Annotated in this window: 26 protein-coding genes; 11 read left to right on the top strand and 15 right to left on the bottom strand. The window is 72.2% G+C overall.

The window, feature by feature from the left end; genetic code table 11:
* The first annotated feature begins 74 nt into the window (after window positions 1-74).
* From ABD086_RS19655 to ABD086_RS19630, 6 genes are all read left to right on the top strand, one after another.
* Window positions 75-1,202, top strand: coding sequence for an ABC transporter substrate-binding protein (locus ABD086_RS19655; RefSeq protein WP_343909351.1), 1,128 nt, complete (start codon window positions 75-77; stop codon window positions 1,200-1,202).
* Between the two features lie 17 nt (window positions 1,203-1,219).
* Window positions 1,220-2,080, top strand: a complete 861-nt coding sequence (locus ABD086_RS19650) for an ABC transporter permease (RefSeq protein WP_343909349.1) — start codon at window positions 1,220-1,222, stop codon at window positions 2,078-2,080.
* Window positions 2,044-2,847: an ABC transporter permease gene (locus tag ABD086_RS19645; RefSeq protein WP_343909347.1), complete on the top strand. Its 804-nt coding sequence runs from the start codon at window positions 2,044-2,046 to the stop codon at window positions 2,845-2,847. The genes ABD086_RS19650 and ABD086_RS19645 overlap by 37 nt, the downstream gene beginning before the upstream one ends.
* Window positions 2,848-3,894, top strand: coding sequence for an ABC transporter ATP-binding protein (locus ABD086_RS19640; RefSeq protein WP_343909345.1), 1,047 nt, complete (start codon window positions 2,848-2,850; stop codon window positions 3,892-3,894).
* Window positions 3,895-3,908: 14 nt separating this feature from the next.
* Window positions 3,909-4,499 (top strand): DUF1707 SHOCT-like domain-containing protein, encoded by a 591-nt coding sequence (locus ABD086_RS19635; protein ID WP_343909343.1) that lies wholly within the window; start codon window positions 3,909-3,911, stop codon window positions 4,497-4,499.
* Window positions 4,500-4,583: 84 nt separating this feature from the next.
* Window positions 4,584-5,666 carry an ABC transporter ATP-binding protein gene (locus ABD086_RS19630; protein ID WP_343909341.1) on the top strand — a complete coding sequence of 361 codons (1,083 nt, stop codon included), beginning with the start codon at window positions 4,584-4,586 and terminating at the stop codon, window positions 5,664-5,666.
* Window positions 5,667-5,854: 188 nt separating this feature from the next.
* Here the strand turns inward: ABD086_RS19630 and ABD086_RS19625 are convergent, their stop codons facing one another.
* The gene (locus ABD086_RS19625; RefSeq protein ID WP_343909339.1) at window positions 5,855-6,763 is read right to left on the bottom strand and encodes an alpha/beta fold hydrolase; all 909 of its coding nucleotides are present in this window, start codon (window positions 6,761-6,763) and stop codon (window positions 5,855-5,857) included.
* A gap of 88 nt (window positions 6,764-6,851) precedes the next feature.
* On the opposite strand from ABD086_RS19625, the gene ABD086_RS19620 reads away from it, so the two are divergent.
* Window positions 6,852-7,685 carry an esterase/lipase family protein gene (locus ABD086_RS19620; protein ID WP_343909337.1) on the top strand — a complete coding sequence of 278 codons (834 nt, stop codon included), beginning with the start codon at window positions 6,852-6,854 and terminating at the stop codon, window positions 7,683-7,685.
* Here ABD086_RS19620 and glpX read toward each other — a convergent pair.
* Genes glpX through ABD086_RS19590 form a run of 6 tightly spaced genes read right to left on the bottom strand, consistent with a single transcriptional unit; the run spans window position 7,650 to window position 12,874 of the window.
* Window positions 7,650-8,672 (bottom strand): class II fructose-bisphosphatase, encoded by a 1,023-nt coding sequence (glpX, locus tag ABD086_RS19615; protein WP_343909335.1) that lies wholly within the window; start codon window positions 8,670-8,672, stop codon window positions 7,650-7,652. The genes ABD086_RS19620 and glpX overlap by 36 nt on opposite strands.
* 14 nt (window positions 8,673-8,686) lie before the next feature.
* Complete coding sequence (locus tag ABD086_RS19610; RefSeq protein WP_343909333.1) at window positions 8,687-9,712, bottom strand: sulfate/molybdate ABC transporter ATP-binding protein; 1,026 nt, start codon at window positions 9,710-9,712, stop codon at window positions 8,687-8,689.
* Complete coding sequence (locus ABD086_RS19605) at window positions 9,709-10,473, bottom strand: ABC transporter permease (RefSeq protein WP_343909331.1); 765 nt, start codon at window positions 10,471-10,473, stop codon at window positions 9,709-9,711. The genes ABD086_RS19610 and ABD086_RS19605 overlap by 4 nt, the downstream gene beginning before the upstream one ends.
* Complete coding sequence (gene modA / locus ABD086_RS19600; protein ID WP_343909329.1) at window positions 10,470-11,222, bottom strand: molybdate ABC transporter substrate-binding protein; 753 nt, start codon at window positions 11,220-11,222, stop codon at window positions 10,470-10,472. The genes ABD086_RS19605 and modA overlap by 4 nt, the downstream gene beginning before the upstream one ends.
* Window positions 11,219-11,614, bottom strand: a complete 396-nt coding sequence (locus tag ABD086_RS19595; RefSeq protein ID WP_343909328.1) for a TOBE domain-containing protein — start codon at window positions 11,612-11,614, stop codon at window positions 11,219-11,221. The genes modA and ABD086_RS19595 overlap by 4 nt, the downstream gene beginning before the upstream one ends.
* A gap of 24 nt (window positions 11,615-11,638) precedes the next feature.
* Window positions 11,639-12,874, bottom strand: coding sequence for an SLC13 family permease (locus ABD086_RS19590; RefSeq protein ID WP_343909326.1), 1,236 nt, complete (start codon window positions 12,872-12,874; stop codon window positions 11,639-11,641).
* 34 nt (window positions 12,875-12,908) lie between these two features.
* Here ABD086_RS19590 and ABD086_RS19585 point away from each other — a divergent pair, with 34 nt between their 5' ends.
* A complete protein-coding gene (locus tag ABD086_RS19585; RefSeq protein WP_343909324.1) occupies window positions 12,909-13,475 on the top strand; it encodes a DUF4245 family protein in 567 nt (188 codons plus the stop codon).
* A gap of 123 nt (window positions 13,476-13,598) precedes the next feature.
* On the opposite strand, the gene ABD086_RS19580 is transcribed toward ABD086_RS19585, so the two are convergent.
* The 3 genes from ABD086_RS19580 to xseA all read right to left on the bottom strand — a co-directional run bounded on the left by ABD086_RS19580 (window position 13,599) and on the right by xseA (window position 17,492).
* Complete coding sequence (locus ABD086_RS19580; RefSeq protein ID WP_343909322.1) at window positions 13,599-15,767, bottom strand: hypothetical protein; 2,169 nt, start codon at window positions 15,765-15,767, stop codon at window positions 13,599-13,601.
* A gap of 275 nt (window positions 15,768-16,042) precedes the next feature.
* Window positions 16,043-16,264, bottom strand: coding sequence for an exodeoxyribonuclease VII small subunit (locus ABD086_RS19575; protein WP_343909320.1), 222 nt, complete (start codon window positions 16,262-16,264; stop codon window positions 16,043-16,045).
* Window positions 16,257-17,492: an exodeoxyribonuclease VII large subunit gene (gene xseA, locus ABD086_RS19570; protein ID WP_343909319.1), complete on the bottom strand. Its 1,236-nt coding sequence runs from the start codon at window positions 17,490-17,492 to the stop codon at window positions 16,257-16,259. The genes ABD086_RS19575 and xseA overlap by 8 nt, the downstream gene beginning before the upstream one ends.
* 45 nt (window positions 17,493-17,537) lie before the next feature.
* On the opposite strand from xseA, the gene ABD086_RS19565 reads away from it, so the two are divergent.
* Both ABD086_RS19565 and ABD086_RS19560 read left to right on the top strand, forming a co-directional pair.
* Window positions 17,538-18,539, top strand: a complete 1,002-nt coding sequence (locus ABD086_RS19565; RefSeq protein WP_343909318.1) for a 4-hydroxy-3-methylbut-2-enyl diphosphate reductase — start codon at window positions 17,538-17,540, stop codon at window positions 18,537-18,539.
* Between the two features lie 10 nt (window positions 18,540-18,549).
* Window positions 18,550-19,176: an L-threonylcarbamoyladenylate synthase gene (locus ABD086_RS19560; protein WP_343909317.1), complete on the top strand. Its 627-nt coding sequence runs from the start codon at window positions 18,550-18,552 to the stop codon at window positions 19,174-19,176.
* Here the strand turns inward: ABD086_RS19560 and ABD086_RS19555 are convergent.
* From ABD086_RS19555 to ABD086_RS19540, 4 genes are all read right to left on the bottom strand, one after another.
* The gene (locus ABD086_RS19555) at window positions 19,119-19,580 is read right to left on the bottom strand and encodes a DUF6542 domain-containing protein (RefSeq protein ID WP_343909315.1); all 462 of its coding nucleotides are present in this window, start codon (window positions 19,578-19,580) and stop codon (window positions 19,119-19,121) included. The genes ABD086_RS19560 and ABD086_RS19555 overlap by 58 nt on opposite strands.
* Complete coding sequence (locus ABD086_RS19550) at window positions 19,577-20,617, bottom strand: DNA recombination protein RmuC (protein ID WP_343909313.1); 1,041 nt, start codon at window positions 20,615-20,617, stop codon at window positions 19,577-19,579. The genes ABD086_RS19555 and ABD086_RS19550 overlap by 4 nt, the downstream gene beginning before the upstream one ends.
* A gap of 81 nt (window positions 20,618-20,698) precedes the next feature.
* The gene (locus ABD086_RS19545) at window positions 20,699-21,487 is read right to left on the bottom strand and encodes an exodeoxyribonuclease III (protein WP_343909311.1); all 789 of its coding nucleotides are present in this window, start codon (window positions 21,485-21,487) and stop codon (window positions 20,699-20,701) included.
* 18 nt (window positions 21,488-21,505) lie between these two features.
* Window positions 21,506-23,416: a multicopper oxidase domain-containing protein gene (locus tag ABD086_RS19540; RefSeq protein WP_343909309.1), complete on the bottom strand. Its 1,911-nt coding sequence runs from the start codon at window positions 23,414-23,416 to the stop codon at window positions 21,506-21,508.
* Between the two features lie 136 nt (window positions 23,417-23,552).
* Here ABD086_RS19540 and ychF point away from each other — a divergent pair, with 136 nt between their 5' ends.
* A complete protein-coding gene (ychF, locus tag ABD086_RS19535) occupies window positions 23,553-24,629 on the top strand; it encodes a redox-regulated ATPase YchF (RefSeq protein ID WP_343909307.1) in 1,077 nt (358 codons plus the stop codon).
* Window positions 24,630-25,117: 488 nt separating this feature from the next.
* On the opposite strand, the gene ABD086_RS19530 is transcribed toward ychF, so the two are convergent.
* The gene (locus tag ABD086_RS19530; RefSeq protein WP_343909305.1) at window positions 25,118-26,068 is read right to left on the bottom strand and encodes a hypothetical protein; all 951 of its coding nucleotides are present in this window, start codon (window positions 26,066-26,068) and stop codon (window positions 25,118-25,120) included.
* Window position 26,069: the final 1 nt, after the last annotated feature.

Here is a 26,069-nt window from a genome sequence, read left to right as displayed (position 1 = left end):
GGAGTAACGTCCCGTTCAGCCACACCCGCCAGGGTGCGCGAGGCCCGGCTACGGGCACTGACACAGGAGGTCTCGTGAAGCTCAGGACTTGGTTCGTGACTCTGGTCGCCCTGGCGACCACCAGCGCGCTGGCCGCGTGTGCCCCGCCGTCCGACGGCGGTGGCAGCGACGGCGGCGGTGGCGGGGCCGACGCCAGCAGCGCGACGTCGGCCGACGACCTGGGCGGCATGGACGCCCTGGTCAAGGCCGCCCAGGACGAGGGCGAGCTGAACGTCATCGCCCTCCCGCCCGACTGGGCCAACTACGGCAACATCATCAAGGCGTTCGAGGAGAAGTACGGCATCACGATCAACTCCGCGCTGCCCGACGGCGCCAGCCAGGACGAGATCAACCAGGCCAAGCAGCTCCAGGGCAAGGACCGGGCCCCGGACGTCTTCGACCTCGGGCAGTCGGTCGCGCTCGCCAACACCGACATGTTCGCGCCGTACCAGGTGCAGACCTTCGACGAGATCCCGGCGGAGTTCAAGGACCCGAGCGGCACCTGGGTCAACGACTACGGCGGCTACATGTCGATCGGCTACGACTCGTCCAAGGTCCCCGACGTCACCTCGCTCGACGACCTGCTCGGCGCCGACTTCAAGGGCAAGGTCGCGCTCAACGGCGACCCGACCCAGGCCGGCGCCGCGTTCAGCGGCGTGGTGATGGCCTCGATCGCGAACGGCGGCTCCGCCGACGACATCGCGCCCGGCGTGGACTTCTTCAAGCGGCTCAAGGACGCCGGCAACTTCCTGCCGGTCGACCCGACCTCGGCGACCATCGAGTCCGGCCAGACCCCGGTCGTCATCGACTGGGACTACCTGAACGCCGCCGAGTCGGCCAAGCTGCCGAGCTGGAAGGTCGTCGTGCCCGACAACGCCGTGGTCGCGGGCTACTACTTCCAGGCGATCAACAAGGACGCGCCGCACCCCGCCGCCGCCCGCCTCTGGGAGGAGTTCCTCTACAGCGACGAGGGCCAGAACCTCTGGCTCGCCGGCGGCGCCCGCCCGGTCCGCGCCGACGCGATGGTCAAGGCCGGCACGATCGACAAGGCCAAGTACGACGCGCTCCCGCCGGTCAACGGCACGCCGGTCATCCCGACCAACGACCAGACCGAGAAGATGGCCGCCTACCTGGCGGACAACTGGGCGAAGGCCGTCGGCTGAGCACGTCCTCCCGCCTCGTGCGGACGGTCCGGCGCTCGGGCGTCGGGCCGGCCGTCGGGCTGCTGCCGTTCCTCGTCTACGTCACGATCTTCCTGGTCGTCCCGACGGTGACCGTCGCCGTCGGGGCGTTGCAGGACGAGGACGGCCGGTTCACCCTCGACGTGGTCCGCACGCTCGGTGACGACACGGTCGTCCGGGCCCTGTGGCGCAGCCTGGAGGTCTCCGTCGTCTCGGCGGTCGTCGGTGCGGTGCTCGGTGCGGTGCTCGCCTACCTGATCGTGGACCTGCCGCCGACGAACTTCCTCCGGCGGACCGTCTCGGCGATCTGCGGCGTGCTCGCCCAGTTCGGCGGCGTCACGCTCGCGTTCGCGTGGATGGCCTCGATCGGGTTCGGTGGGCTGCTGACCAACGCCTTCGCCGGCCTGCCCGGCTTCTCCGAGAACGGGTCGACCTGGCTCTACGACATCCCCGGCCTGATCCTGGTCTACACGTACTTCCAGATCCCGCTGATGGTGATCGTGTTCCTCCCGGCGCTGGAGGGGCTGCGCCCGCAGTGGCGCGAGGCGGCGGTCAACCTGGGCGCGACGAGGACGCAGTACTGGCTGCGCGTCGGCTTCCCGATCCTCCGCCCGGCGTTCCTCGCCTCGCTGCTGCTGCTGTTCGCGAACGCGTTCGCGGCGTACGCGACCGCCGCCGCCCTGATCAGCCAGGGCGCGCTGATCCTCCCGCTGCTGATCCGCTCCGCGCTCACCAGCGAGGTCGTGCTCGGCCAGCAGCACCTCGCCTACGCGCTCGCGCTCGAGATGGTCGCCGTGGTCGCGGTCGTGATGGGCCTCTACGCATGGCTGCTGCGGCGTACCTCGAGGTGGCTGCCGTGACCGGCCGGCTGGTCCGTACCGGGCTGCTGCTCGTGTTCGCGGCGTTCTTCCTCGTGCCGCTGGCGTCGCTGCTGAACTTCAGCACCAAGGACGTGTTCACCGGTGAGCGCACCGGCGCCGCGTGGCGCGCGCTGGTCGAGGACCCGACGATGAGCGACGCGATCCGGACCTCGCTCACGCTCGCCGTGCTCACCGTCGTCGGGATGGTGGTGCTCCTGGTGCCGACGATGGTCTGGGTGCGGCTGCGGGTCCCGCGCGCCACCCGGCTGGTCGAGTTCCTCTGCCTGCTCCCGCTCACGATCCCGGCGCTGGTGATCGTCGTCGGCGTCAAGAACGTCTACGCGTGGGTCGACTACTTCTTCGGCGACACCCCGCTGACGCTGGCGTTCGCGTACGTCGTGCTCGTGCTGCCCTACGCCTACCGGTCGATCGACGCCTCGCTGTCCGGCATCGACGCACGCACGCTGGCGGAGGCCGCCCGGTCGCTGGGCGCCGGGTGGCTCACGGTGATCACGCGGGTGATCGTGCCGAACATCTGGCCCGGCATCCTGAGCGCGGCGTTCGTCGCGATCGCGCTGGTGCTGGGGGAGTACACCTTCGCCTCGCTGCTGAACTACCAGACCCTGCCGGTGGCGATCGTGCTGCTCGGCAAGAGCGATGCGCCGACCTCGATGGCCGCGGCCCTCGGGTCGATCGTGCTCGCCTTCGTCCTGCTGCTGGTCCTGTCGCTGCTGGACCGCCGCCGTCACGTCCCGAGGAGCAAGTAGATGGAGCGATCGACCGCCGGCGTCGCCGTGGACCTGGTCGGCCTGTCCCGCACCTACGGCAGCGTCCGCGCCCTCGACGGACTGGACCTGCGGCTGGCGCCGGGCGAGCTGGTCGCGCTGCTGGGCCCGTCCGGCTGCGGCAAGACCACCGCGCTGCGCCTGCTCGCCGGCCTCGAGGTGCCCGACGACGGCCGGGTGCTGGTCGGCGGCACCGACATCACCGGCGTACCCGCCAACAAGCGCGACATGGGCATGGTCTTCCAGGCCTACTCCCTCTTCCCGCACCTCACCGTGCTGGAGAACGTCGGCTTCGGCCTCAAGCTCCGTGGCCGGCCGCGGGCCCAGCGCCGGCAGCGGGCCGAGGAGATGCTCGAGCTCGTCGGCCTGTCCACGCAGCGCGACCGGTACGCGACCCAGCTCTCCGGCGGCCAGCAGCAGCGGGTGGCGCTGGCCCGGGCACTCGCGATCGAGCCGGCGGTGCTGCTCCTCGACGAGCCGCTCTCGGCGCTCGACGCCAAGGTGCGGGTGCAGCTGCGTGACGAGATCCGCCGGATCCAGATCGAGGTCGGCACCACGACCCTCTTCGTGACCCACGACCAGGAGGAGGCGCTCGCCGTCGCCGACCGGGTCGGCGTGATGAACGCCGGGCGCCTCGAGCAGATCGCGCCGCCGGCGGAGCTGTACGAGTCGCCGGCGACGCCGTTCGTGGGGGAGTTCGTGGGGCTCAGCAACCGGATCCCGACCCGGGTCGTGGACGGCCGCGCCGACGTGCTCGGCACGTCCGTGCCGGTGCTGCCCGGCTCCGCCGGGGGTGCCGGCGTGGCGCTGGTCCGGCCGGAGTCGATCACCGTCGCCGCCGATCCCGCCGGCCCGGCGACCGTGGCCGCGGTGTCCTACCTGGGCCCGGTCTCCCGGGTGAGCCTGACCCTGGCCGACGGGATCGTCGTGGTCGCCCAGCTGCCGAGCATCGCCGCCGACCGGCTCTCGGTGGGCGACCGGGTGCGCGTCGAGGTCGAGCCGACCGCGGTGCTCGTCGTCGCCGACTGACCTACGCTGCCGCCATGGGAGAGCTCGAGCCCGATCGGTCCCGGCTGCGGATCTCGGACGCCGACCGGCACCGGGTGGCTGAGATCCTGCGGGAGGCCGCGGGCGAGGGGCGGCTGGACCTCACCGAGCTCGACGAGCGGCTCGAGGCGACGTACGCCGCCCGCACCTATGCCGACCTGGTCCCGATCACCCACGACCTGCCGGTCCAGGCCCCCGCGCCGCGGCCGGCCCGGCGGCCGTCGTCGGTGGTGCAGGGGCCCCGGTCGGAGCGGCACCTCGCGATCCTCGGCGGCTTCGAGCGCAAGGGCGCGTGGGTGGTGCCGCAGCAGCTGACGGTCGTCGCGATGATGGGCGGCGCGGACCTCGACCTGCGGGAGGCCGGCTTCGCCGCCCGCGAGGTGACGATCACCGTCAACTGCTTCATGGGCGGCGCCCAGATCACGGTGCCGCCGCACGTGCACGTGGTGATGGAGGGCACCGGCATCATGGGCGGCTACTCGGGGCCGGGCCGGCGGGTCCCCGAGGAGCTCGACGACGGCTCCCCGACCGTCCGGATCCGGGGCGTGGCGATCTGGGGCGGGGTCTCGGTCGAGCGGAAGCGCTAGGCGCCGCCACGAGGTACTGTGACCGCGCTCACCTTTACTACGGATCGTCCGGCACGTACCTGCCGGTGAAGGAGTTGTTGCAGCATGGCCACAGTCAGGTTCGAGGAGGCGCAGCGCTGGTACCCCGGCGCCGACAAGCCCGCCGTACCAGGGATCAGCCTCGAGATCGGTGACGGGGAGTTCATGGTCCTCGTCGGTCCCTCCGGTTGCGGGAAGTCCACCACCCTGCGGATGCTCGCGGGGCTGGAGGAGGTCAACAAGGGGAAGATCTTCATCGGTCCTCGCGACATCACTCACATGCCGCCGAAGGACCGGGACATCGCGATGGTGTTCCAGAACTACGCGCTCTACCCGCACATGTCGGTCGCGGACAACATGGCGTTCGCGCTGAAGATGGCGAAGGTGCCGCACGACGAGCGCAACAAGCGGGTCCAGGACGCGGCCAAGATCCTCGGCCTGACCGAGTACCTCGACCGCAAGCCCAAGGCGCTCTCCGGCGGCCAGCGGCAGCGCGTCGCGATGGGCCGCGCGATCGTCCGGCAGCCGCAGGTGTTCTGCATGGACGAGCCGCTGTCGAACCTGGACGCGAAGATGCGCGTCCAGACCCGCACCGACATCGCCAAGCTGCAGGCCGACCTCGGCGTCACGACCGTCTACGTCACCCACGACCAGGTCGAGGCGATGACGATGGGCGACCGGGTGGCGGTCATGAAGGACGGCATCCTGCAGCAGGTCGACACCCCGCTGGCGCTCTACGACCGGCCGGTCAACCTGTTCGTCGCGGGCTTCATCGGCTCCCCGCAGATGAACCTGATGGAGGCCAAGGCCGACAACGGCCAGGCCAAGATCGGCGACTACCGGGTCCCGGTCGACGCGGCCGCGGCGGCGAAGATGCAGGGCAACGTCACGGTCGGCGTCCGGCCCGAGGCCTGGCGCGTGGTCGGCAACGCCGAGGACGGCCTGCCGGTCAAGGTCACCGTCGTGGAGGACCACGGCGCCGACGCGTTCATCCACGGCACGTGCGGTGTCGAGGGCACGCCGAGCAGCATCATCATCCGGGTCAGCGGTCGTGACCACCCGCAGAAGGGCGACACGATGTTCGTCACCACCGACCCGCAGAACGTGCACGTGTTCGACAGCGAGACCGGCGAGCGTCTCTCCGACTGATCCAACGCCGAGTCGGCGCCAGTGCAGGCCGGAGAGGCGCCGACTCGGCGCCAGTGCAGGCCGGAGAGGCGCCGACTCGGCGCCAGTGCAGGCCGGAGAGGCGCCGACTCGGCGCCAGTGCAGGCCCCCTGTCTGCAGTAGCGCCGACTCGGCGGTGTTGGGACCTGCAGTAGCGCCGACTCGGCGTCTCAGTCGCGGTCGGCGGTCCGGCGGATCGCGGCGGTGATGGTCTCGAACAGCGCCGGGGGCAGGTCGTGGCCCATGCCGGCGATCAGCAGCAGCTCGGCGTGGGGGATGGCGGCGGCGGTGGCCCGGCCGCCGGAGACGTGCACCATCTTGTCCGCGAGGCCGTGCACCACCAGGGCCGGGACGCGGACGGCCCGGAGCCGGGTACTCCGGTTGGGCTGGGTCAGCACGGCCAGCATCTGCCGCATCACGCCGCTCGCGCTCACCCCGCGGTCGAAGGTGTCCCCGGCGCGCTTCTCCACCTGCTCCTGCGGCTGGGGGTACGCGGGCGACCCGATCAGCTTCCAGAACGCCGTGCTGGTGCGGACGTAGGCCTCCCGCCCCGGCCGGCGGTTGCCGATCAGGCCCGGCAGCAGCGACGGGTGCTGCCAGCCGACGGTGCGCTTCCCGGTCGTGGACATGATGCTGGTCAGCGAGCGGAGCCGGTCCGGTCGCGCGATCGCCATCGTCTGCGCGATCATGCCGCCCATCGAGACCCCCGCGACGTGCGCGGACTCCAGGCCCAGGTGGTCCAGCAGGCCGAACGCGTCGTCGGCCAGGTCCGCCATCGTGTACGGCGGCCGGACCCGGCCGCCCGCGAAGGCCCGGACGAGCGCGGAGCGGCCGACCCGCCCCGGCAGGACCGTGGACCGGCCGACGTCGCGGTTGTCGTACCGGATCACGTAGAACCCGGCGCGGGCCAGCGACGCGCACAGCTCGGGGTCCCACCAGGTCATCGGCCCGCCGAGGCCCATCACGAGCAGGAGCGGGTCGCCGTCCGGCTCGCCGTAGGTCTGGTAGCAGAGCTCGATCCCGTGACCGACCGGGGCGAACAGCTCCTCGGAGACCGGGATCGTGGCGGGCCTGGGCATGCGTCCAGTGAACCAGTTGAAGGCGAAATGGACACGACACCCCCGATTCGGCCGTGGCCAGACGGGTACAGGACGTAACGTGAGTCACATGTCGCCCTCGTCGCTCGCGGACTTCCTGCTTCCGCACGGCTTCGCGGTCCCGCACCCGGCCGCGGTCCTCCGCGAGGGCAGTGCGGCCACCGAGATCGGCCGCTACGCGCTCCGCGCCGCCGCCGACCGCCGGGCCCGCCGGGCGACGCCGTACGCCTCCCGCCCCGGGGCGCGGCTCGGTGACCCGGTGCTGCTGGTGCCCGGCTTCCTCGCCGGCGACGGCACGCTCGGCCTGATGTCGCGGTCGCTGCGGGCTCAGGGCTTCCGCACCTACCGCTCCCACATCCACTCGAACATCGGCTGCACGCTCAACGCCGCCGCGCAGCTCGAGGCGCGCCTGGAGTCCATCGCGATGCGGCGCGGTACCCGGGTCCAGATCGTCGGCCACTCGCTCGGCGGGATGCTGGCGCGCGGCGTCGCCGTCCGCCGTCCGGACCTGGTCTCCAACATCGTGACCATGGGCAGCCCGATGCTGGCCCCGGGTGCCCACCACGTCTCGCTCGCGGCGGCGGTCGACCTGCTGGTGCGGCTGAGCCGCGCCGGGGTGCCCGGTCTGATGTCGGCCGACTGCGTGCGCGGCGACTGCGCGCGGCAGAGCTTCGGCGAGAGCCGCCACCCGCTGCCCGCCGGCATCGACTTCACCGCGATCTACTCCCGCCGCGACGGCATCGTCGACTGGCGAGCCTGCGTCGACCCGGTCGCCCGCGCGGTCGAGGTGACCGCCTCGCACCTCGGCATGGCGTTCGACCCGCGGGTCATCGACGCCGTGTCCGGCGCCCTGCTGCGCTCGGACGTCTCAGCTGTCGAAGTCGATCGCGGCAAAAGCGCGTAGCTTCTGGAGCTGGTGCTCCGAGGTGATCGAGCGGATCGTGCCGCTGCGCGACCGCATCACCAGCGAGTGGGTGGTCACCCCGCCGGCCCGGTAGCGCACGCCGCGCAGCAGCTCGCCGTCGGTGATCCCGGTCGCGACGAAGAAGCAGTCGTCGCCGGTGACCAGGTCGTCGGTGGAGAGCACGTGGTCGGGGTCCAGGTCGTGCCCCGCGTCCAGCGCCTTCTGCCGCTCGGCGTCGTCCTGCGGCCAGAGCCGGCCCTGGATGACGCCGCCGAGCGACTTCATCGCGCAGGCGGTGATGATGCCCTCCGGCGTACCCCCGACGCCGAGCAGCAGGTCGATGCCGGTCTCCGCGCGGGCGGCCATGATCGCGCCGGCGACGTCGCCGTCGGTGATGAACTTGATCATCGCGCCGGTCGCGCGGATCTCCTCGACCAGGGCGGCGTGCCGCGGCCGGTCCAGGAGTACGACGGTGACGTCGGTCGGCCGCTTGCCCTTGGCCTTGGCGACCTGGTGGATGTTCTCGGCCACCGGGTAGCGGATGTCGACGACGCCCGCCGCCTCGGGACCGGTGACCAGCTTCTCCATGTAGAACACCGCGGACGGGTCGTACATCGAGCCGCGCGGCGCGACCGCCATCACCGACACCGCGTTCGTCATGCCCTTCGCGGTCAGCGTGGTGCCGTCGATCGGGTCGACGGCGACGTCGCACTCCGGCCCGGTGCCGTCGCCGACGCGCTCGCCGTTGTAGAGCATCGGGGCGTTGTCCTTCTCGCCCTCGCCGATGACGACGATGCCGTCCATCCCGATGGTGGAGATCATCACGCGCATCGCGTTGACCGCGACGCCGTCCGCGCCGTTCTTGTCGCCGCGCCCCACCCAGCGGCCGGCGGCCATCGCCGCCGCCTCGGTGACTCTGACGAGCTCCAGCGCCAGGTTGCGGTCGGGCGACTCGGGGGCGACGGACAAGGGGTCGGGCTCGCGCATGTCGCTGACTCTACTCAAGTCCGGTAGACCGCCACCTCGCTCGCCTTGACGGCGAACACCGCGCGGGCGCCGGGCGCCAGGTCGAGCTCGGCGGCCGACTGCACGGTCACATCGGCCGCGAGGTGGCCGGCGCGCACCCGCACCTGGTCACCGTGGGGCTCCAGCTCGGTGACCGTGACCGGGAAGCTGTTGCGCGGGCTGCCGCCCGGCGCCTCGCGGAACACCGAGACCGCGCTCGGCCGGAACACCGCGACCGCCGGTTCCCCCTCCACCGGTGCGTCGTCGGCGGCGATGCCGCGGACGCCGGCGACCGCCCCGTCCCGCCACGGGCCGGAGACCAGGTTGAGCCCGGCGATGCGGGCCGTGAACCCGCTGCGGGGTCGCTCCAGCACGTCCGTGGTCGGGCCGGCCTCCACGACCCGGCCGTTCTCCATCACGACCACGCGGTCGGCGAGCAGCAGCGCGTCGAGGACGTCGTGGGTCACCAGCACCACCGTGCGATCGGCCAGCACCCGCCGGAGGGTCTGCCGGAGGGCCGGCAGCACGGAGACGTCCAGGGCCGCCATCGGCTCGTCGAGCAGCAGCAGCCGTGGATCGGCGGCCAGGGCCCGGGCCAGCGCGACCCGCTGGCCCTGTCCGCCGGAGACCCGCGCGGGGCGGCGGTCCGCGAGGTCGGCGGCACCGACCTCGCCGAGCCAGCGCCGGGCGGTGGCCCGCGCCTCGCGGCGGCCGGCGCCGCGGCTGCGCGGCGCGAAGGCGACGTTCTCGAGCACGCTCAGGTGTGGGAACAGCAGCGGGTCCTGGGCGAGCAGGGCGATGCGCCGGTCGTGGGTCGGCACGAACGTGCCCGGCGCGGTGAGGTCCCGGCCGTCCAGCGTCACCCGGCCCGCGTCGGGGCGCAGCAGCCCGGCCGCGACCGCCAGCAGCGTCGACTTGCCGGCGCCGTTCGGGCCCAGCACGGCCAGGGTCTCGCCGTCGGCGACCTCGAGGGCCGCGTCCAGGCCGCGCGCGGCGACGGTGGCCGCCAGCTCCAGGCTCATCCGGCACGCCCCTGCCGGGCCAGGCCGATGACCAGCACCGCCACGACCACCAGCACCAGCGACAGCGCCACCGCGGCGTCCACGTCGGTCTCGCGGATCTGGTAGATCTCCAGCGGCAGGGTCCGGGTCACGCCCTGCAGGCTGCCGGCGAACGTGATGGTCGCGCCGAACTCGCCCAGCGACCGGGCGAACGCCAGGACCGCGCCGGAGAGCAGGCCGGGCAGCACCAGCGGCAGCGTCACCCGGCGGAACACCGTCGTCGGCCCGGCGCCGAGCGACGCCGCCACGACCTCGTAGCGCCGGCCGCCCGTGCGCAGGGCGCCCTCCAGGCTGACCACGAGGAACGGCAGGGCCACGAACGTCTGCGCCATGACCACGGCGGTCGTCGAGAACGCGACCTGGATCCCGAGGACGTCGAGCTCGTGGCCGAGCAGGCCGCGGCGGCCGAACGTGTACAGCAGCGCGATGCCGCCGACCACCGGCGGCAGCACCAGGGGCAGCAGCACCAGCGAGCGGAGCACGCCCTGCCCGGGGAACGACGTCCGCGCCAGCACCACCGCCATCGGCGTGCCGAAGAGCACGCAGAGCACCGTCGAGACCGCCGAGGTGCGGAGGCTGAGCCACAGTGCGTCCTGGGAGGCCTGCGAGGTGATCAGGCCGAGGAAGCCGGTCCAGTCGACCCTGGCCACGATCGCCACGAGGGGGAGCAGCACGAACGCCGCGCCGAGCGCCGCGGGGGCGTAGATCCAGCGGGGGATCACGGCGATCCGAAGCCGGCGTCGCGCAGGATCTGCCGGCCCGTGTCGCCGAGCACCATCTCGATGAACTCGCGGGCCAGGGCGGGCTCGTCGGTGCCCGCGACGGGCGCGATGGGATAGGTGTTCACGACGTCGCCGGACTCCGGGAACTCGATCCCGTGCACCCGGTCGGCGGCCGCCCTGACGTCGGTGACGTACACGAGGCCGGCGTCCGCCTCGCCGCTGGCGACCTTGCCGAGGACGTCGGTGACCGACTGCTCCTCGCTGACCGGGTGCAGCGTGACCCCGGCCCTCGCGGCCACCTGCTGGGCCGCCGCGCCGCAGGGCACCTCGGGGGCGCACACGACCACCTTCAGGCCCGGCTTCGCGAGGTCCTGGAAGCTCTGCACGTGCGCCGGGTTGTCCGGTGGGGTCGCGATCTCGAGCACGTTGGTCGCGAAGTCCTGCGGGTCGGCGCCGTCGAGGCCGGCGGCGACCAGCCTGTCCATGGTGGCGGTGTCCGCGGAGGCGAAGACGTCGGCCGGCGCGCCGTTCTCGATCTGGGCGACCAGGTCGGAGGAGCCGCCGAAGCTCAGCCGCACGTCGACGCCGTCGTGCTCGGCCTCGAACTCCTGCGCGATCTGCTCGAACGTGGCGGTGAGGGACGCCGCGGCATAGACCGTGAGCGTGGTGTCGCCCGACCCGCCGTGGTCGCCGCACGCGGCGGCGGGCAGGACCAGGGCGAGGACGGCCGGCAGGAGCAGCTTCCTCACGGCCGCTCCACCACGACGTTGGTGGACTTGACCGACGCGATCGCGCGCACCCCGCGCTCCAGGCCGAGCTCGTCGGCCGCCTCCGAGCTCATCAGGGAGACCATCCGGTAGGGGCCGCAGATCATCTCGACCTGGGCCATGACGGTGTCCCGGGTGACCTTCGTGACGATGCCGGCGAGCCGGTTCCGCGCGCTGACCGAGGCGGCGCGGGTGGCCTCGCGGTCGGGGTGGTCGGCCAGCGACTCCGCCAGCGCGGCGAGGTCGGCCCCGGCGACCACGGTGCGGCCGTCCTCCCGGCTGCTGGGCACGCGACCCGCCTCGACCCAGCGCCGCATGGTGTCGTCGCTGACGCCGAGCAGCTCGGCGGCTTCCGCGATCCGGTACGTCGGCACGCAGGAATCATGCCGCACCTGCGGTCATCTGACCAGCGAGAGAACCGCAACTGCGGACACGAGGCTGAGCGGGGTCGCGACCAGCGAGACCCGGTGCAGGCCGGCGAGCGACGGCCGGGTGCCGACCCGCACGAGCGTCCGGCGCCACAGCAGGTTCGCCAGCGAGCCGGTGTAGGTCAGGCCCGAGCCGATGTTCAGCCCGAGGAGCGCCGCGAGGATCGCGGTGTCGCCGAGCGGGGCCAGCATCGGCACCAGCAGCAGGGTCGCCGACAGGTTGGTGAGCAGGTTGGCCAGCACGGTGGCGAGCACCGCGATCGCCAGCAGGTCGACGAAGCCGGTGCCGGTCGGCAGCACGTGGGCGACCACGTCGCCCAGGAACCCGGCGGAGAGCGCCGCGACCACGACGCCGAGGCACAGCACGAAGACTGCGAACGCCGGGTGTGCGGCGTGCCCGGCCTCGCGCAGCGACACCAGGCCGCGGTGCCGGGCCCAGCCGACCAGCGCGACCGCAGCGACCAGCGAGATCCAGCACGGCTCCACGCCGAGCGGCGAGCCGATCGCGAAGCCCGCCAGCATCAGGCCGACGACGACCAGCGGGACCGGCTCGAGGGCCGGGTCCGGGTCGTGCCCCGCCGGCCGCACGGGCGCGGCCAGCTCTCGCCGGAACAGCAGGCGGAGGACGACGTACTCCACCGCGAGCACCGCGAGCAGCACCGGCGCCATCGCCACGGCGAAGCCGCCGAAGGTGAGGTCCAGGTGCGGCATCGCCAGGAGGTTCGTCAGGTTGGACACCGGGAGCAGCAGCGAGGCGGAGTTGGCCATCCGCAGGCACGCGTGCGAGCCCGGCCGGGCCGAGGTGCCGGCCGCCGCGGCGGCCGCGACCACGACCGGGGTGAGCAGCACGACGGTGGCGTCCAGGCTGAGCACGGCGGTCACCACCGCGGCGAGGAGGAAGACACCCGAGAACAGCCGCACCGGGCTGCCCGAGCTGGCCTCGCGGATGCGCGCGGCGGCCGCCGCGAAGAGACCGGCGCGGGCGCACACGTCGGCCACGACGAGGATCGTCACCAGGAACAGCACGACCGGGCCCAGGTGACGCAGCACGTCCTCGACGTCGCCCACGTCCAGGATCCCGGTCGCCAGGGCGGCGGCCGCGGCGAGCAGGCCGACGCCGAGCTCGGTGCGCGCCCGCGGGTGCACGTACGCGGTGACCAGCAGGGCGAGGAGGGCCGCCACCGGGATCGCGTCGAGGGGCGGCACGCGGCGACTGTAGTCGCATGGGGACAATGGCACCGTGAGCGAGGCGTCAGGAACGGGGCAGCCGAGCAGGTACCAGCGGAGCTTCGGGGGCCTGGTCGGCTCGATGATCGTCCTCGTGCTCGTGGTCCTCGGCATCGTGGTCTTCCGGGGGACCTTCCGGAACACCCCCGAGTACGAGCCCGACCACGTCGACTACCGGTCGCTGGTGGTGAGCATCCAGCAGGCCGGCCTGACGCCGGCGTACCCGGCCGCGCTTCCCGACGGGTGGTACGTCAAGGACGCCTCGTTCGACACCGGCGAGCGGCCGGCGCTCGACCTCGCGATGACCACGGCCGACGACCACTTCGCCGGGCTGCACGAGGAGGACGAGGACCTCGCGGAGCTCGTCGACACCTACGTCGGCACCGACGCCACCGAGGGCGAGCCCGTCGCGCTCGACAGCGCGGTCGCGTCCCGATGGCGGACGTTCTCCGATCCCGGGGGCGACCACGGCTACGCCGCGGAGGTCAGCGGCCAGACCGTCCTGGTCTACGGGTCGGCCCCGCAGGACGAGCTCGAGACCCTCGTCGAGTCGCTGACGACGGCGCCGCTGAAGCCGTGAGGCCAGCGCAATTGAACGCCCAGCCTTGCTCTACCGCCGAGTAACCCAGGTCAACTCAGCAATTGCACGACTACGACACCACAGGCCCCGCCCCAGAAGAGGGACGGGGCCTGTGGCGTCGGCTCAGAGCAGCGTGACCGTGGTCGACGTCGTCCCGGTCGAGGTCGTCACCTTGACCGTCACCACGTCGTTCTGGGCCAGCGTCCTGCCGGCGCTGACGGTCGGCACGGCGACGAACCTCGGGTCGGGCGAGGCGCCCAGGGCCTTGGTCGCCTTGGCCACCAGGGTGCTGCCCTTGAACACCTTCACCGTGAAGGCGCACGCGGAGGTGCAGGTGATGCCGAGCGTGACCTTCTTGATGGACCCCGCGCCGCCCGTCCGGGACGCGGTCGGGTTGACCGCCACGCCGCCGCCGGGCTGGACCGCGGCGCCCCTGACCGAGACGTCGGCCGAGGAGGAGCTGTCGGACGGGTCGTCGGGCGAGTGGACCGTCGCGGTGTTGGTGATGTGGTAGTACTGCGCCTCGTCCGGCGTCCGGACGGCCACGCAGGTGACCTGGATGTCGGCGTGCCAGCTGTCCCAGTCGGAGTTGTAGAACCGGAACATGTAGTTGTCGCCGCGCGGCTCCTTGCCGAGAGACAGCACGCTCGCGTCCTCGCCGGCGTAGCCGCCGACGATCGCCCGGGCGTTGCCGGTGCAGTGCTCGACGCCCTCGCCGCGGCTCTCGGAGCCGACCGAGATCGTGTGCGTCGACGTCGCCAGCGGCAGCGTCGTCGTGTGGTTGCTCGCCGAGGTCGTCTCCGGGGCGAGACAGTCGACGTCGAAGTTCGCAGCGGTGCCGGGCTCGTGGTCGACGACCCAGGTCCAGGCGCTGCCGACGGCCTTCGAGGTCCGCACGACCGCGATGCCGCTCGTCACCTCGAACCGCGGGGCGATCGGCGTGTAACCGGGCAGGCAGCTCCGCGTGACCCTCTCGCCGGTGGCGTTGGTGGAGGTGGCCGCGATCGTGCCGTTGCCCACCGAGTGGATCGTCACCAGGTCGTGGGTGTGTCCGTTGACCGTCCCGACGGTGCCGTCGAGGCAGGTCACCTTCACCTTGCCCTGGCCGCGGGACTCGCCCATGTTGGACGCGGTCACGGTCCAGCCGTCGACGCCTCCGACGGTGGTGGGCGTGCTCCGCGAGATCACGATCTCGTCGTAGTAGCCGCCCTGGTCGATCGCGTCGAGCAACAGGCCGCCGTCGGTGGCGACGTAGCCGGCCGGGCACAGGGCGGTGTAGGTCCGCGTCTTGCCGGCCGGGAGGTCGGCGAAGACCTCCTGCTTCTGCACGTCGACGTGGTGGCCGACGCTCGACCCGAGGCCGTCGGTGTTCACGGTGTCGCTGATCGTGGCCTGGAAGTAGACCGAGGTGCTCGAGCCAGCCGCGAGGCTGCCTCCCTGGCAGGAGAGGGCCTGACCGGTGACCGAGCACCACGACGATCCGCTGTAGCGCAGCGAACCCGGCACGTAGGTCAGGTCGTCCGGCAGCGTGTCGGTGACGGTCGTGTCCGTGGCGCCCGCGTCGCCGCGGTTGCTCACCTTGATCCGGTATTCGACCGTCTCGCCGGGGGCGGCCTTGACCGACGACTGGTAGTTGAGACCGAGGTGGGGGCGGCCGACGTCGTACCCGGTGTCGGCGAAGTTGAGCGCGGTGATCACGCCCTCGCCCTGGACGCCCGACCCGAGCGAGAAGCCGAAGGCGACCACGGTCGCGTTCGGGAACGCGGCGCGCCACTGGTCGAGCGTGCCGTGGTTGGCCGAACCGGAGCCGCCGGTGTGCGACGGGGCCAGGTCCTTCACCCACTGCGAGGAGCCGTTGGACAGCCACCAGTCGGTGCCGTAGATCCGCTCGCCGACGAGGATGCCGTCGGGGTAGCCGTCGCTGTCGAAGTCCGTCACCAGCTGGAAGCCCGGGACGTTGTTCAGCGGGTCGGACGGGTTCGGCGCGATCTTGGTGTAGCCCAGCGACGGCTCGCCGACCTCGGCCAGCGGCGAGGACGTGGCGACGTACTCGGCGACCTTGTCCTGGCTGGTCGCGCCCTCGGTCCAGATGTGCAGGCCGTCCGCCCGCCACTCGTAGTGCCCCTTGGTGCGCGTGTCGCTCAGGGACGGTTCGAAGGTCAGCGGCGGTGTGAGCCGCGCGACCGTCTTCGCGATCCGCAGGTCGGCGGCGGGTGCCGCCTGGGCCGGCGTCTGGGCCAGCAAGGGGACGACGAGTGCGGCCACACCGGCCGCCGCTACGAGTCCCCCCATTCGTGCGCGTACGCGCATCCTTCGCATGCTCGTTCCCTTCCCCCAGGGTCACGTGCCTGCCCGATCACGCAGCGCTCCCGCTCTTTACCGACGCGTGGAAGAGTAAAAGAACGGCAACAGACCGTCAGTCGTAACGGGTCCGAAAATCGCAACACTCACCCCACGGGGTGGTAACAACCCCGGATTCGAAGGTAAATCGCGGTCCACAGGACGGTAACGTCTGGTCCACAGGACCAGACCGGTTCAGACCGGTCGACCCGCGAGCGGCTGCTCGTTCACGTCCCGCCGTCGTCGTCGTCGGCCTCCAGAGCGGCGTCGAGGCGCTGGCGGGCGCCGTCGAGCCAGGCCTGGCAGATCGTCGCCAGCTTCTCGCCGCGCTCCCAGAGGGCGAGCGACTCCTCGAGGGTGGTGCCGCCGGCCTCGAGCGCGCGCACCACCTCGACGAGCTCCTCGCGAGCCTGCTCGTACGACGGGGCCTCGTCGGTCTTCTCAGCCATCGGTCTCCTCGAGCTGCTCGGTCTTCGTGGCGGTGGCGTGGATCCGCCCGTCGGCGACCCGCACGCTGATCGGCTGCCGCGCGGAGACGTCCGCGACGGAGGTGAGCACGTGGCCGTCGGCGTCCTGCAGGACCGAGTACCCACGTCGCAGGGTCGCCAACGGGGACAGGGCTCGGGCCCGGGCCCGCTGGTGCCCGATGTCGTCGGTCGCGCGGTCCAGCGCGTGGCCCAGGGTCCGGCGGGCCCGGTCGCGGAGCTGCCGGACCTCGTCGAGCCGGGCGTCGAGCAGGCTGCGCGGGTCCGCGAGGGCGGGCCGCGAGCGCAGCGCGTCGAGGCCGGCCTGCTCGCGGGCGAGCCAGCCGCCGAAGGCGCCGCGGAGCCGCTCGCGGGCGCGGGCGACGTTGCGGGCCTCCTCGACGACGTCGGGGACGACCAGCTTCGCGGCGTCGGTCGGCGTGGAGGCGCGGACGTCGGCGACCAGGTCCAGCAGCGGCGTGTCGGGCTCGTGACCGATCGCGGACACCACCGGCGTCCGGACCCGCGCGACCGCGCGGATCAGCGCCTCGTCGGAGAACGGCAGCAGGTCCTCGACCGAGCCGCCACCGCGGGCCACCACGATCACCTCGACCTCGGCGTTGCGGTCCAGGCGCTCGAGCGCCTCGATCACCTCGGTCGCGGAGCGGGGCCCCTGCATCGCGGCGTACGCGACCTCGAAGCGGACGGCCGGCCAGCGGCGGCGGGCGTTCTCGAGGACGTCGCGCTCGGCGGCGCTGTTCGGCGCGGTGACCAACCCGACCGTGCCGGGCAGGAACGGCAGCGCCCGCTTCAGCTCGCTCGCGAACAGCCCCTCCGCGGCGAGCAGCTGGCGGCGCCGCTCGAGCCGGGCGAGCAGCTCGCCGAGGCCGACCATCCGGATGTCGCGCGCGTAGAGCGAGAGCGTGCCGCGGTTGGCGTAGTACGACGGCTTCGCGTGCACGACGATGCTCGCGCCCTCGACCAGCGGCGGGTTCAGGCCGTCGAAGAGCGTGCGCGAGCAGGTGACCGGGATCGAGATGTCGGCCACGGCATCGCGCAGCGTCAGGAAGACCGTGTTCATGCCCGGGCGGCGGCTGACCTGCGCGACCTGGCCCTCGACCCACACGGCGCCGAGCCGGTCGACCCAGCCGGCGATCGCGTTCGCGATCTGCCGGACCGGGGCCGGTGACTCGAGCGAGGTCTCCAGGGCCATGCGGCGAGATTAGGGGATCACCCCGACGTCCCTAGACTGGACCGCATGACGACCGACATGGGCATGCCGCCGATCCTGTCGCCGGAGGAGGCCGACCGGGCCGTCCTGCTGGCGGCGCCGCGGGGCTACTGCGCCGGTGTCGACCGCGCCGTGATCACCGTGGAGAAGGCGCTCGACCTGTACGGCGCCCCCGTCTACGTGCGCAAGCAGATCGTCCACAACAAGCACGTGGTCGCGGACCTCGAGGAGCGCGGCGCGATCTTCGTCGAGGAGCTCGACGAGGTGCCGCCCGGCAAGACCGTGGTCTTCTCCGCCCATGGTGTGTCGCCCGAGGTGCACCGGCAGGCCGAGGCGCGGTCGCTGAAGACCATCGACGCGACCTGCCCGCTGGTGACCAAGGTGCACCACGAGGCGAAGCGGTTCGCAGGCGAGGACTACGACATCCTCCTCATCGGACACGCCGGCCACGAGGAGGTCGAGGGCACCGCGGGTGAGGCGCCGGAGCACATTCAGCTGGTCCAGGGCCCGGACGACGTCGCGAACATCGTGGTGCGCGACCCGTCCCGCGTCGCCTGGCTCTCGCAGACCACGCTGTCGGTCGACGAGACGCTGGAGACGGTGGCCGCGATCCGGGAGCGGTTCCCCGAGCTGCTCGACCCGCCCAGCGACGACATCTGCTACGCGACCCAGAACCGCCAGCTCGCGGTGAAGGAGATCGCGCAGGGCTCGGACCTGGTGATCGTGGTCGGCTCCGGCAACTCCTCGAACTCGGTCCGGCTGGTCGAGGTCGCGCTCGAGGCCGGCGCCCGCGCGGCGTACCGCGTCGACGACGCCGGCGAGATCGACGAGGCCTGGCTGGACGGCGTCCGCACGGTCAGCGTGACCTCGGGCGCCAGCGTGCCGGAGGCGCTGGTGCAGGGCGTGCTCGCGTTCCTCGCCGAGCGCGGCTACCCGGACGCGAAGGCGGTGCACAGCGCCGAGGAGTCGCTGATCTTCGCGCTCCCCAAGGAGCTGCGCCGCGACCTCAAGGCCGCCGGGCGGGTCTGAGCGGTCGGCCATGGCCCGCTACCTCGACGTCCACCCGGACAACCCGCAGCCGCGGCTGCTCGGCCAGATCGCCGACGCGCTGCGCGACGACCAGCTGATCGCCTACCCGACCGACTCCGGCTACGCCCTCGGCTGCCGGCTCGGCAACCGCGACGGGCGCGACCGGATCCTGCGGATCCGGGGCCTCGACGAGAAGCACCACTTCACGCTGATGTGCAAAGACTTCGCCCAGCTCGGGCAGTTCGTGAAGCTCGACAACTCGGCGTTCCGTGCGATCAAGGCGGCGACGCCCGGGCCCTACACGTTCATCCTCCCGGCCACCCAGGAGGTGCCGCGGCGGCTGATGCACCCGAAGAAGCGCACGGTCGGCGTCCGCATCCCCGACCACGTGTTCGTGCAGGCGCTGCTGGACACGCTCGGGGAGCCGCTGCTGACCAGCACGCTGATCCTGCCGGGGGAGACCGAGCCGCGCAGCCTGGGCTGGGAGATCAAGGAGGAGCTCGACCACCAGGTCGACGTGGTCGTCGAGGCGGGCGAGACGCTCGCCCAGCCGACCACGGTCATCGACTGGTCGGAGGGCTACCCCGAGGTGGTGCGCGTGGGCGCCGGGGACCCGGAGCGCTTCGAGGCCGCCTGACCCCCCTGCCGGCCCAGCACCCGGTGCCGGACGGCGAGGACCGCCAGGCACAAGCCGTAGCCGAGGACCAGGGCGGCCGCGTGGTGGCCGAGGCCCGCGACGACCGCCTGGATGACGCCGTCACTGGGGTCGGCGATCACGTCGGGACGGGTGGCGCCGAGGAGCGTGAAGACCCCGACCATGAGGAGCGGTGGCAGCACGCCGATCGTGAAGAAGTCCGCGGGGCGCACGGCGAGCGCCATCGCCACGCAGACCAGCACGTAGCAGACGTCGAAGAAGACGCCGACCTGGCCGAAGATCGCCTGGTCCAGCACGACCGCCGTGAGGGCGAGCGCCAGCCCGAGCGCGACGACCTGACGGCCCGGCTCGCGCCCCTCCTCCCAGAGAGTCCGGCGCTGGCTCACAAGGCCACGCTAGGGTCCGCGCCCCCCTCCTCGTCGGCGGCGCGCCGTTCCACGACCCGCAGGTCGACCGGTGATATGGACCGGGGTTGCGACTCCACCTGGCGGGGTGCGGGCAGGTCCCCGAACCGCCGCGCGGTGACGAGCACCCGCGACTCGAGGCTGCCAACCGTCGTGTTGTAGTGACCCACCGCGGCGTTCAGGGACCGCCCGAGCTGGTCCAGGTGGGTGTTCAGGCCGGCCAGCCGGCCGTGCAGCTCGCGGCCGAGCCGGTGGATCTCCCGCGCCTGGTCGGCCAGCGCCTCGTGGCTCCAGCCGTGCGCGACCGTGCGCAGCAGCGCGATCAGCGTCGTCGGCGTCGCGAGCACGACCTGCCGCGCGGCGGCGTACTCGATCAGGCTCCCGTCGGTCTCGAGCGCGGCTGCCAGGAACGACTCGGCCGGGACGAACAGGACGACGAAGTCGGGGCTCTCGGTGAGCGAGCGCCAGTAGGCCTTGGAGCCGAGGGTGTCGACGTGCGTGCGGAGCTGGCCCGCGTGCCGGCGCAGGTGGTGCTCGCGCTCGTCGTCGTCCTCGGTCGACGTGGCGTCGAGGTAGGCGTCCAGCGGCACCTTGGCGTCGACGACCACGGTGCGGCCCCCGACCAGGTGGACGAGGAGATCGGGGCGCCGGGCCCCGTCGTCGAGGCGGACCTGCTCGGCGAAGTCGCACCGGTCGACCAGGCCGGCCAGCTCGACGGCGCGGCGCAGGTGCAGCTCGCCCCACCGGCCGCGCACCTGCGGCTTGCGGAGCGCGGTCGACAGCGACCGGGTCTCGCGCTGCAGCAGCTCGACCTGGGCGTCGAACTGGCCCTGCCAGCTCGCCCGGGCGCGGTCGAGGTGGTGCATCTGGTCGCTGAGCCGGTCCAGCCCCTGCATCACCTCGGCCTGGTCGACCAGGCCGGCGACGTACGGGGTGCGTGAACGCGACCACAGCACGCCGAGCAGGCCGCCGAGGGCCAGTCCGACGAGCAGGGTGAGGAAGAGCGTCACTGCGGTCATGGGGCCAGCATGGCGGCGCCCACCGACAGCCGGGTCGTGCGCCCGAGACCTTCCCCTGGGTCGGGCCAGGCACACGACCCGTCAGTCGAGGTCGACGACCACCGGCGCATGGTCGGAGGCGCCGGTGCCGGCCCGCTCCTCACGGTCGATGAACGCGCCGGTGACCCGGGCGGCGAACGCCGGCGAGCCGAGCACGAAGTCGATGCGCAGGCCACGGTTCCGCTCGAAGCGCTGCCGGTAGTAGTCCCAGTACGTGTAGACCTCGGGCCCCGGTGCGTGCGGCCGGACGACGTCGACGTACCCGTCGTCGAGGAACGCCTGGAACGCCGCGCGCTCGGGCGGGGTCACGTGGGTCGACTTCGCGAACTGCGCCATGTCGAAGACGTCCTCGTCGGTGGGCGCGATGTTCCAGTCGCCGACCAGCGCGGTGGGGCCGTCGCGCCACGCCTGCGCCGCCTCGCGCAGGCGGGTCAGCCAGTCCAGCTTGTAGACGTAGTGGGGGTCGTCGGGCTTGCGGCCGTTGGGCACGTAGAGCGACCACACCCGCACCCCGCCGCACGTCGCGCCGATCGCCCGCGACTCCGGCTCGGCCGGACCCTGCACGTCCTTGGCCCAGCCGGGCTGCCCGGGGAACCCGCTCTCGACGTCCTCGAGCCCGACCCGGCTGAGGATCGCGACGCCGTTCCACTGGTTGGTGCCGGAGACGGCGACGTCGTACCCGCGCGCCTCGATGCCCATCAGCGGCAGCTGGTCCTCGCGCGCCTTGGTCTCCTGGAGGGCCAGCACGTCGATCTCGTGCCGGTCGAGGAACGCCTCGACGCGGTCGATGCGGGAGCGGAGGGAGTTGACGTTCCAGGTGGCGATGCGCACGGTCGCCAGACTAGGGCGCTACGGGACCACCTCGAAGGTCGCCATCATGCCGTGGTCCTCGTGGTCGAGCATGTGGCAGTGGATCATGAACGGCCCGGTCCAGTCGGTGAACCGGGCGGCGACCACGACCTCCTCGCCCGGGTCCAGCTTCCACGTGTCCTCCAGGCCCTGCTCCCACGGTGGCGGCTTCGCGCCGTTGCGGCTGACCGTGCGCCACTGCTCCTCGTGGATGTGGACGTAGTGCGTGACCTCGCTGGTGTTGCGGAGCAGCCACGTCTCGGTGCTGCCGAGCTGCACCGTGTGGTCGACCCGGTCCGGGTCGTACGCCTGGCCGTTGATCGCCCAGTACGTGCCGGTCTCCGCGTCGCCCTCCAGCGAGAAGTCCCACGTCATCGAGATCTCGCCGGGTGCGTCCACCAGCTCCGGTGTCGGCAGCGTGGCGGGCACGCGGGTGCGGTCCTTCGCGTCGCCCCGCACCCGGAACTGCATCAGCTGCCCGACCCGGGAGCCGGTGCCCGTGTCGCTGTCGGTGCGCGGCACCGTCTGCAGCACGACGTTCTGGCCCGACTCGCCGTGGAAGTCGACGACCACGTCGGCGCGCTGCGACGGCCCGAGCAGGATGCTCTGCCGCACCACCGGCTTCGGCAGCAGCCCGTCACCGGTGCCGATCTGCACGAACGGCCGGCCGTCGGACAGCGTCAGGTCGTACGACGAGAACGACGAGCTGTTGAGCAGCCGCAGCCGGTAGTGCACCGCCGAGGTGCGCAGGTGCGGGGCGAACCGGCCGTTGACCAGGATCTGGGTGCCGACCGTGGCGTCGTTCGGCGGCGCGTGCGGGCCGGTGTAGCCGGTGCCCATGTCCATGTCGTGGTGACCCATGTCGCGGTGACCCATGTCGCGGTGGTCCATCCTCATGTCCGGCTCGTGCGGCGGGACGAGCTGGTTGCGCCGGGTGAAGCTGCGGTCGGAGATCATCAGCGGCACGTCGCGGCCGCCGGTCGGCAGGCGGAGCTTCGCCTCGGCCGGGTCGTCGACGATGAACATGCCCTGCAGACCCATCCAGTTGTTGCGGGCGGTGTGGTCCATCCGGTGGTCGTGGTACCAGAAGAACGAGCCCGGCTCCGGCTTGCCGTCGTCGGTCAGGTCGTAGCGGTAGGTGCGCGCGCCGCCCCGCGGGATCAGGAAGGTGGTTGGCTGGCCGTCGTGCTCCGACGCGTGGTGGTCACCGTGCAGGTGCATCGACATCGACCCGGCTTCGCGCGGCAGGTGGTTCGCGACGGTGACCAGGGTGCGGTGTCCCGACGGGCGGCGGATCGTGGGGCCGGGCCAGCTGCCGCCGTACGTCCACGCCTGCGTCTTGCGTCCGTCCGGCAGCATCCGGACGGCGGTCCTGCGCATGTCGAGCCGGACGTGGTCGCCGCTCAGCGTCTGCGGGACGGCGAGCGGCAGCCGGAACTTCAGCTTGCCACCGTGGGTCCCGCCGGACCCGCCGGTGACGGTCAGCGTGCCGCGCATGTTGGGGTGGAAGCGGCAGTAGAACCCGTAGTCGCCGGCGGCGAGGCCCGTGGCGCCGGGGATGGAGCGGGTGCCGCCCGGGGGCACGACGGCGTCGAAGAGCGGCTTGCCGCCGGCGTCGGTGGCCTCAGAGGTGACCGTGTGCGTGTACGTGTCCTGGTTCAGCACCGACAGCCGGCCGTCCTGGGAGATCGTCACCCGCGGGGTCGCGTAGCCGCCGGTCAGGCCGGCCTGGTCGATGAGGATCGTCGCCGAGACGGTCTCGGTGCCGCCCGAGGTGCCCGCCCCGATGCCGAGCGCCGCGGTTCCGGGCGCGCGACCGGACGAGCCGGCGACGTGGTGGACGTGGGCGGCGACGAGCACGGCGACGGCGAGCAGGGCGAACGCGAGGGTGCGCGGCTGCCGGCGGGTCACACCGGCATCTTGGCCCGCTGACCCTGCCGCCGGTGCCGAAACGGCGAGATGGTGCGCGCCCCTGCCGCGTTGCGCCCGGCTGCCCAGGCACCGCTGATTCGGGTCGGCCCCCGGCGCCGCCGTAGACTCGCGGCCCGTGGCTCTCACCATCGGCATCGTCGGTCTCCCGAACGCGGGCAAGTCGACCCTCTTCAACGCCCTGACCAAGAACGACGTCCTCGCGGCGAACTACCCGTTCGCGACGATCGAGCCGAACGTCGGGGTCGTGGGCGTCCCGGACGACCGGCTGCCGAGGCTCGCCGAGCTGTTCGGGTCGGCCCGGATCCTGCCGGCGACGGTCGAGTTCGTGGACATCGCCGGCATCGTGCGCGGCGCGTCGGAGGGTGAGGGCCTGGGCAACAAGTTCCTCGCGCACATCCGCGAGTCGGCCGCGATCTGCCAGGTCACCCGCGTCTTCCGCGACGAGGACGTCACCCACGTCGACGGCGAGGTCAACCCGGCCAACGACATCTCGACGATCCAGACCGAGCTGATCCTCGCCGACCTGCAGACCGTGGAGAAGGCGATCCCGCGGCTGGAGAAGGAGGCGAAGGGCAAGAAGGAGCTCGCTCCGGTCGTCGCCGCGGCCAAGGAGGCGCTCGCCGCGCTCGAGGCCGGTACGCCGATCATCGCGACCGACATCGACCGGGCGCTGATCCGCGAGCTGTCGCTGCTGACCGCCAAGCCGTTCATCTACGTCTTCAACTGCGACGCCGACGAGCTGGCCGACGAGGACCTCAAGAACCGGATGCGCGAGATCGTCGCGCCGTCCGAGGCGATCTTCCTGGACGCCAAGTTCGAGGCCGAGCTGGTCGAGCTCGACGACGACGAGGAGGCGCGCGAGATGCTGCGCGAGATGGGCGTCGACGAGCCGGGCCTCGAGGTCCTCGCCCGCGTCGGCTTCGACACCCTCGGTCTGCAGACCTACCTCACCGCCGGCCCCAAGGAGACCCGCGCCTGGACGATCCCGCAGGGTGCGACCGCCCCCGAGGCCGCCGGCGTCATCCACACCGACTTCCAGCGCGGGTTCATCAAGGCCGAGATCGTCTCCTTCGACGACCTGGTCGGGGCCGGCTCCCTGCTCAAGGCGCGCGAGGCCGGCAAGGTCCGCATGGAGGGCAAGGACTACGTCATGCAGGACGGCGACGTCGTGGAGTTCCGCTTCAACGTCTGAATCGGCGCGGTTGTGCAGGTCAGAGGGCGTATGGCCCCGTCGCCGATCCGTCTCCGCGAGGCAGCTACGGGGTGCCGTCGCCGGGTCGTTCGCGGTCTCCGTCTGCCCGTGGGTGGCGCCAACGCACGAGGACCCATCCCAGGATGACCAGGACGGTGAGGGCCCAGAGTCCTCGACCAGCGTCTGCGGACACGAAACTCATCCCGGCTAGCAACGCGCACCCGGCCGCCAAGACGATCAAGAGTTTCCGTGCCACGCGTGCTCCTCAGGCAAGATCGGGCCACGAAGCAGGTCAGGCCCCGCAACCAGCGCTCACCTAACCCCTTCTCAGGGTGAACGTCCACTGCTGGCTGTTCCCTGCGTCGAGGAGCAGCCCGTCGGTCGGTCCGAACTGGAAGTCGGTTTCGCTGGTGAACCGTGGGGCCGGTTGGTCACTCCCACAGCGTTTCGCTTCACCGTGTGAACCGGCGCGTGCGGCCAGGACCGGCTCACGTCCTCCGGTGCGTGTCGTAGTACTGACGCCAGACCAGCCGGTGGATCGGTATCCAGCGCGGGATCGAGCGCAGGCCGGGGATGAACGGCAGGAACATCAGGAGCAGGGTCAGCGCCATCATGAGGGCCCAGACCTCGGCGTCGGCGTTGTCCGAGGTCGAGAACGGCTTCACCTGGTACCAGAACGTGTAGAGCCACATCCACGGCTGCCCCGGGTAGTCGCCGACCTCGTTCATCATGCCCCACTGGTCCCCGCCGAGGTGCTGTGCGACCGCGGTGTCCTCGAGGTAGGTGCCGTCGGCGAGCAGCAGGATCGAACGGGTCTGGTCGCCGCCGTAGAAGGTGCTCGACGACGTGAGCGCTCCCTCGAGACCGCCCGACCGAGCCAGGTCCAGGAAGCCGGTCGTGAGCACCGGGACCGGGCCGAAGTCACCGCCCGTGACCGCGGTGGGGTCGCCGCCGGCCGCTGCCAGGGCATCGGCGTACGCCGTGGCCCAGGCGTGCTGGTGGTCGGTGGAGGCACCCTTCCAGGTGGCCAGCGCCTGGCTCAGCGCGGGAACCCCGACCACTCCTTCGAGGGGTTGCAGCACCAGGTCCTGCGAGTTCACGGGGATCCGCACCCCGCCGAGCTTCTGCAGCGGGACGCCGAGCACCTTCTGCCCCTCGGCGGCGTGGTTGTACGGCGCGCCGTACGTCGCGCTCGTCGTCGTGCCCGCCAGCTCGCCGGTCGCGGTCGCGATCACGTCGTTCGGGTCCGCCTGGGCCCACCGGGCCATCGTGATCGCCTTGTCGTCGGGCGAGGAGAAGATCGCAGCGAGCGCAACGGTCAGGAGCGTCATCGCGACCAGGGCGATCACGAACTCCTTGACCAGGTCGTAACGACGCGTCGCGAACATGTGGGAGTCGGGGGTGTTGTCGCGAGCGGCCGCCCGCCGTGTGGGTGACATG

It is taken from the genome of Nocardioides aquiterrae, assembly GCF_039526625.1.
GTDB classification, from domain to species: domain Bacteria; phylum Actinomycetota; class Actinomycetes; order Propionibacteriales; family Nocardioidaceae; genus Nocardioides; species Nocardioides aquiterrae.
Note: the sequence above shows the minus strand (reverse complement) of the source record. Positions and strands in the feature narration are given on the sequence as shown.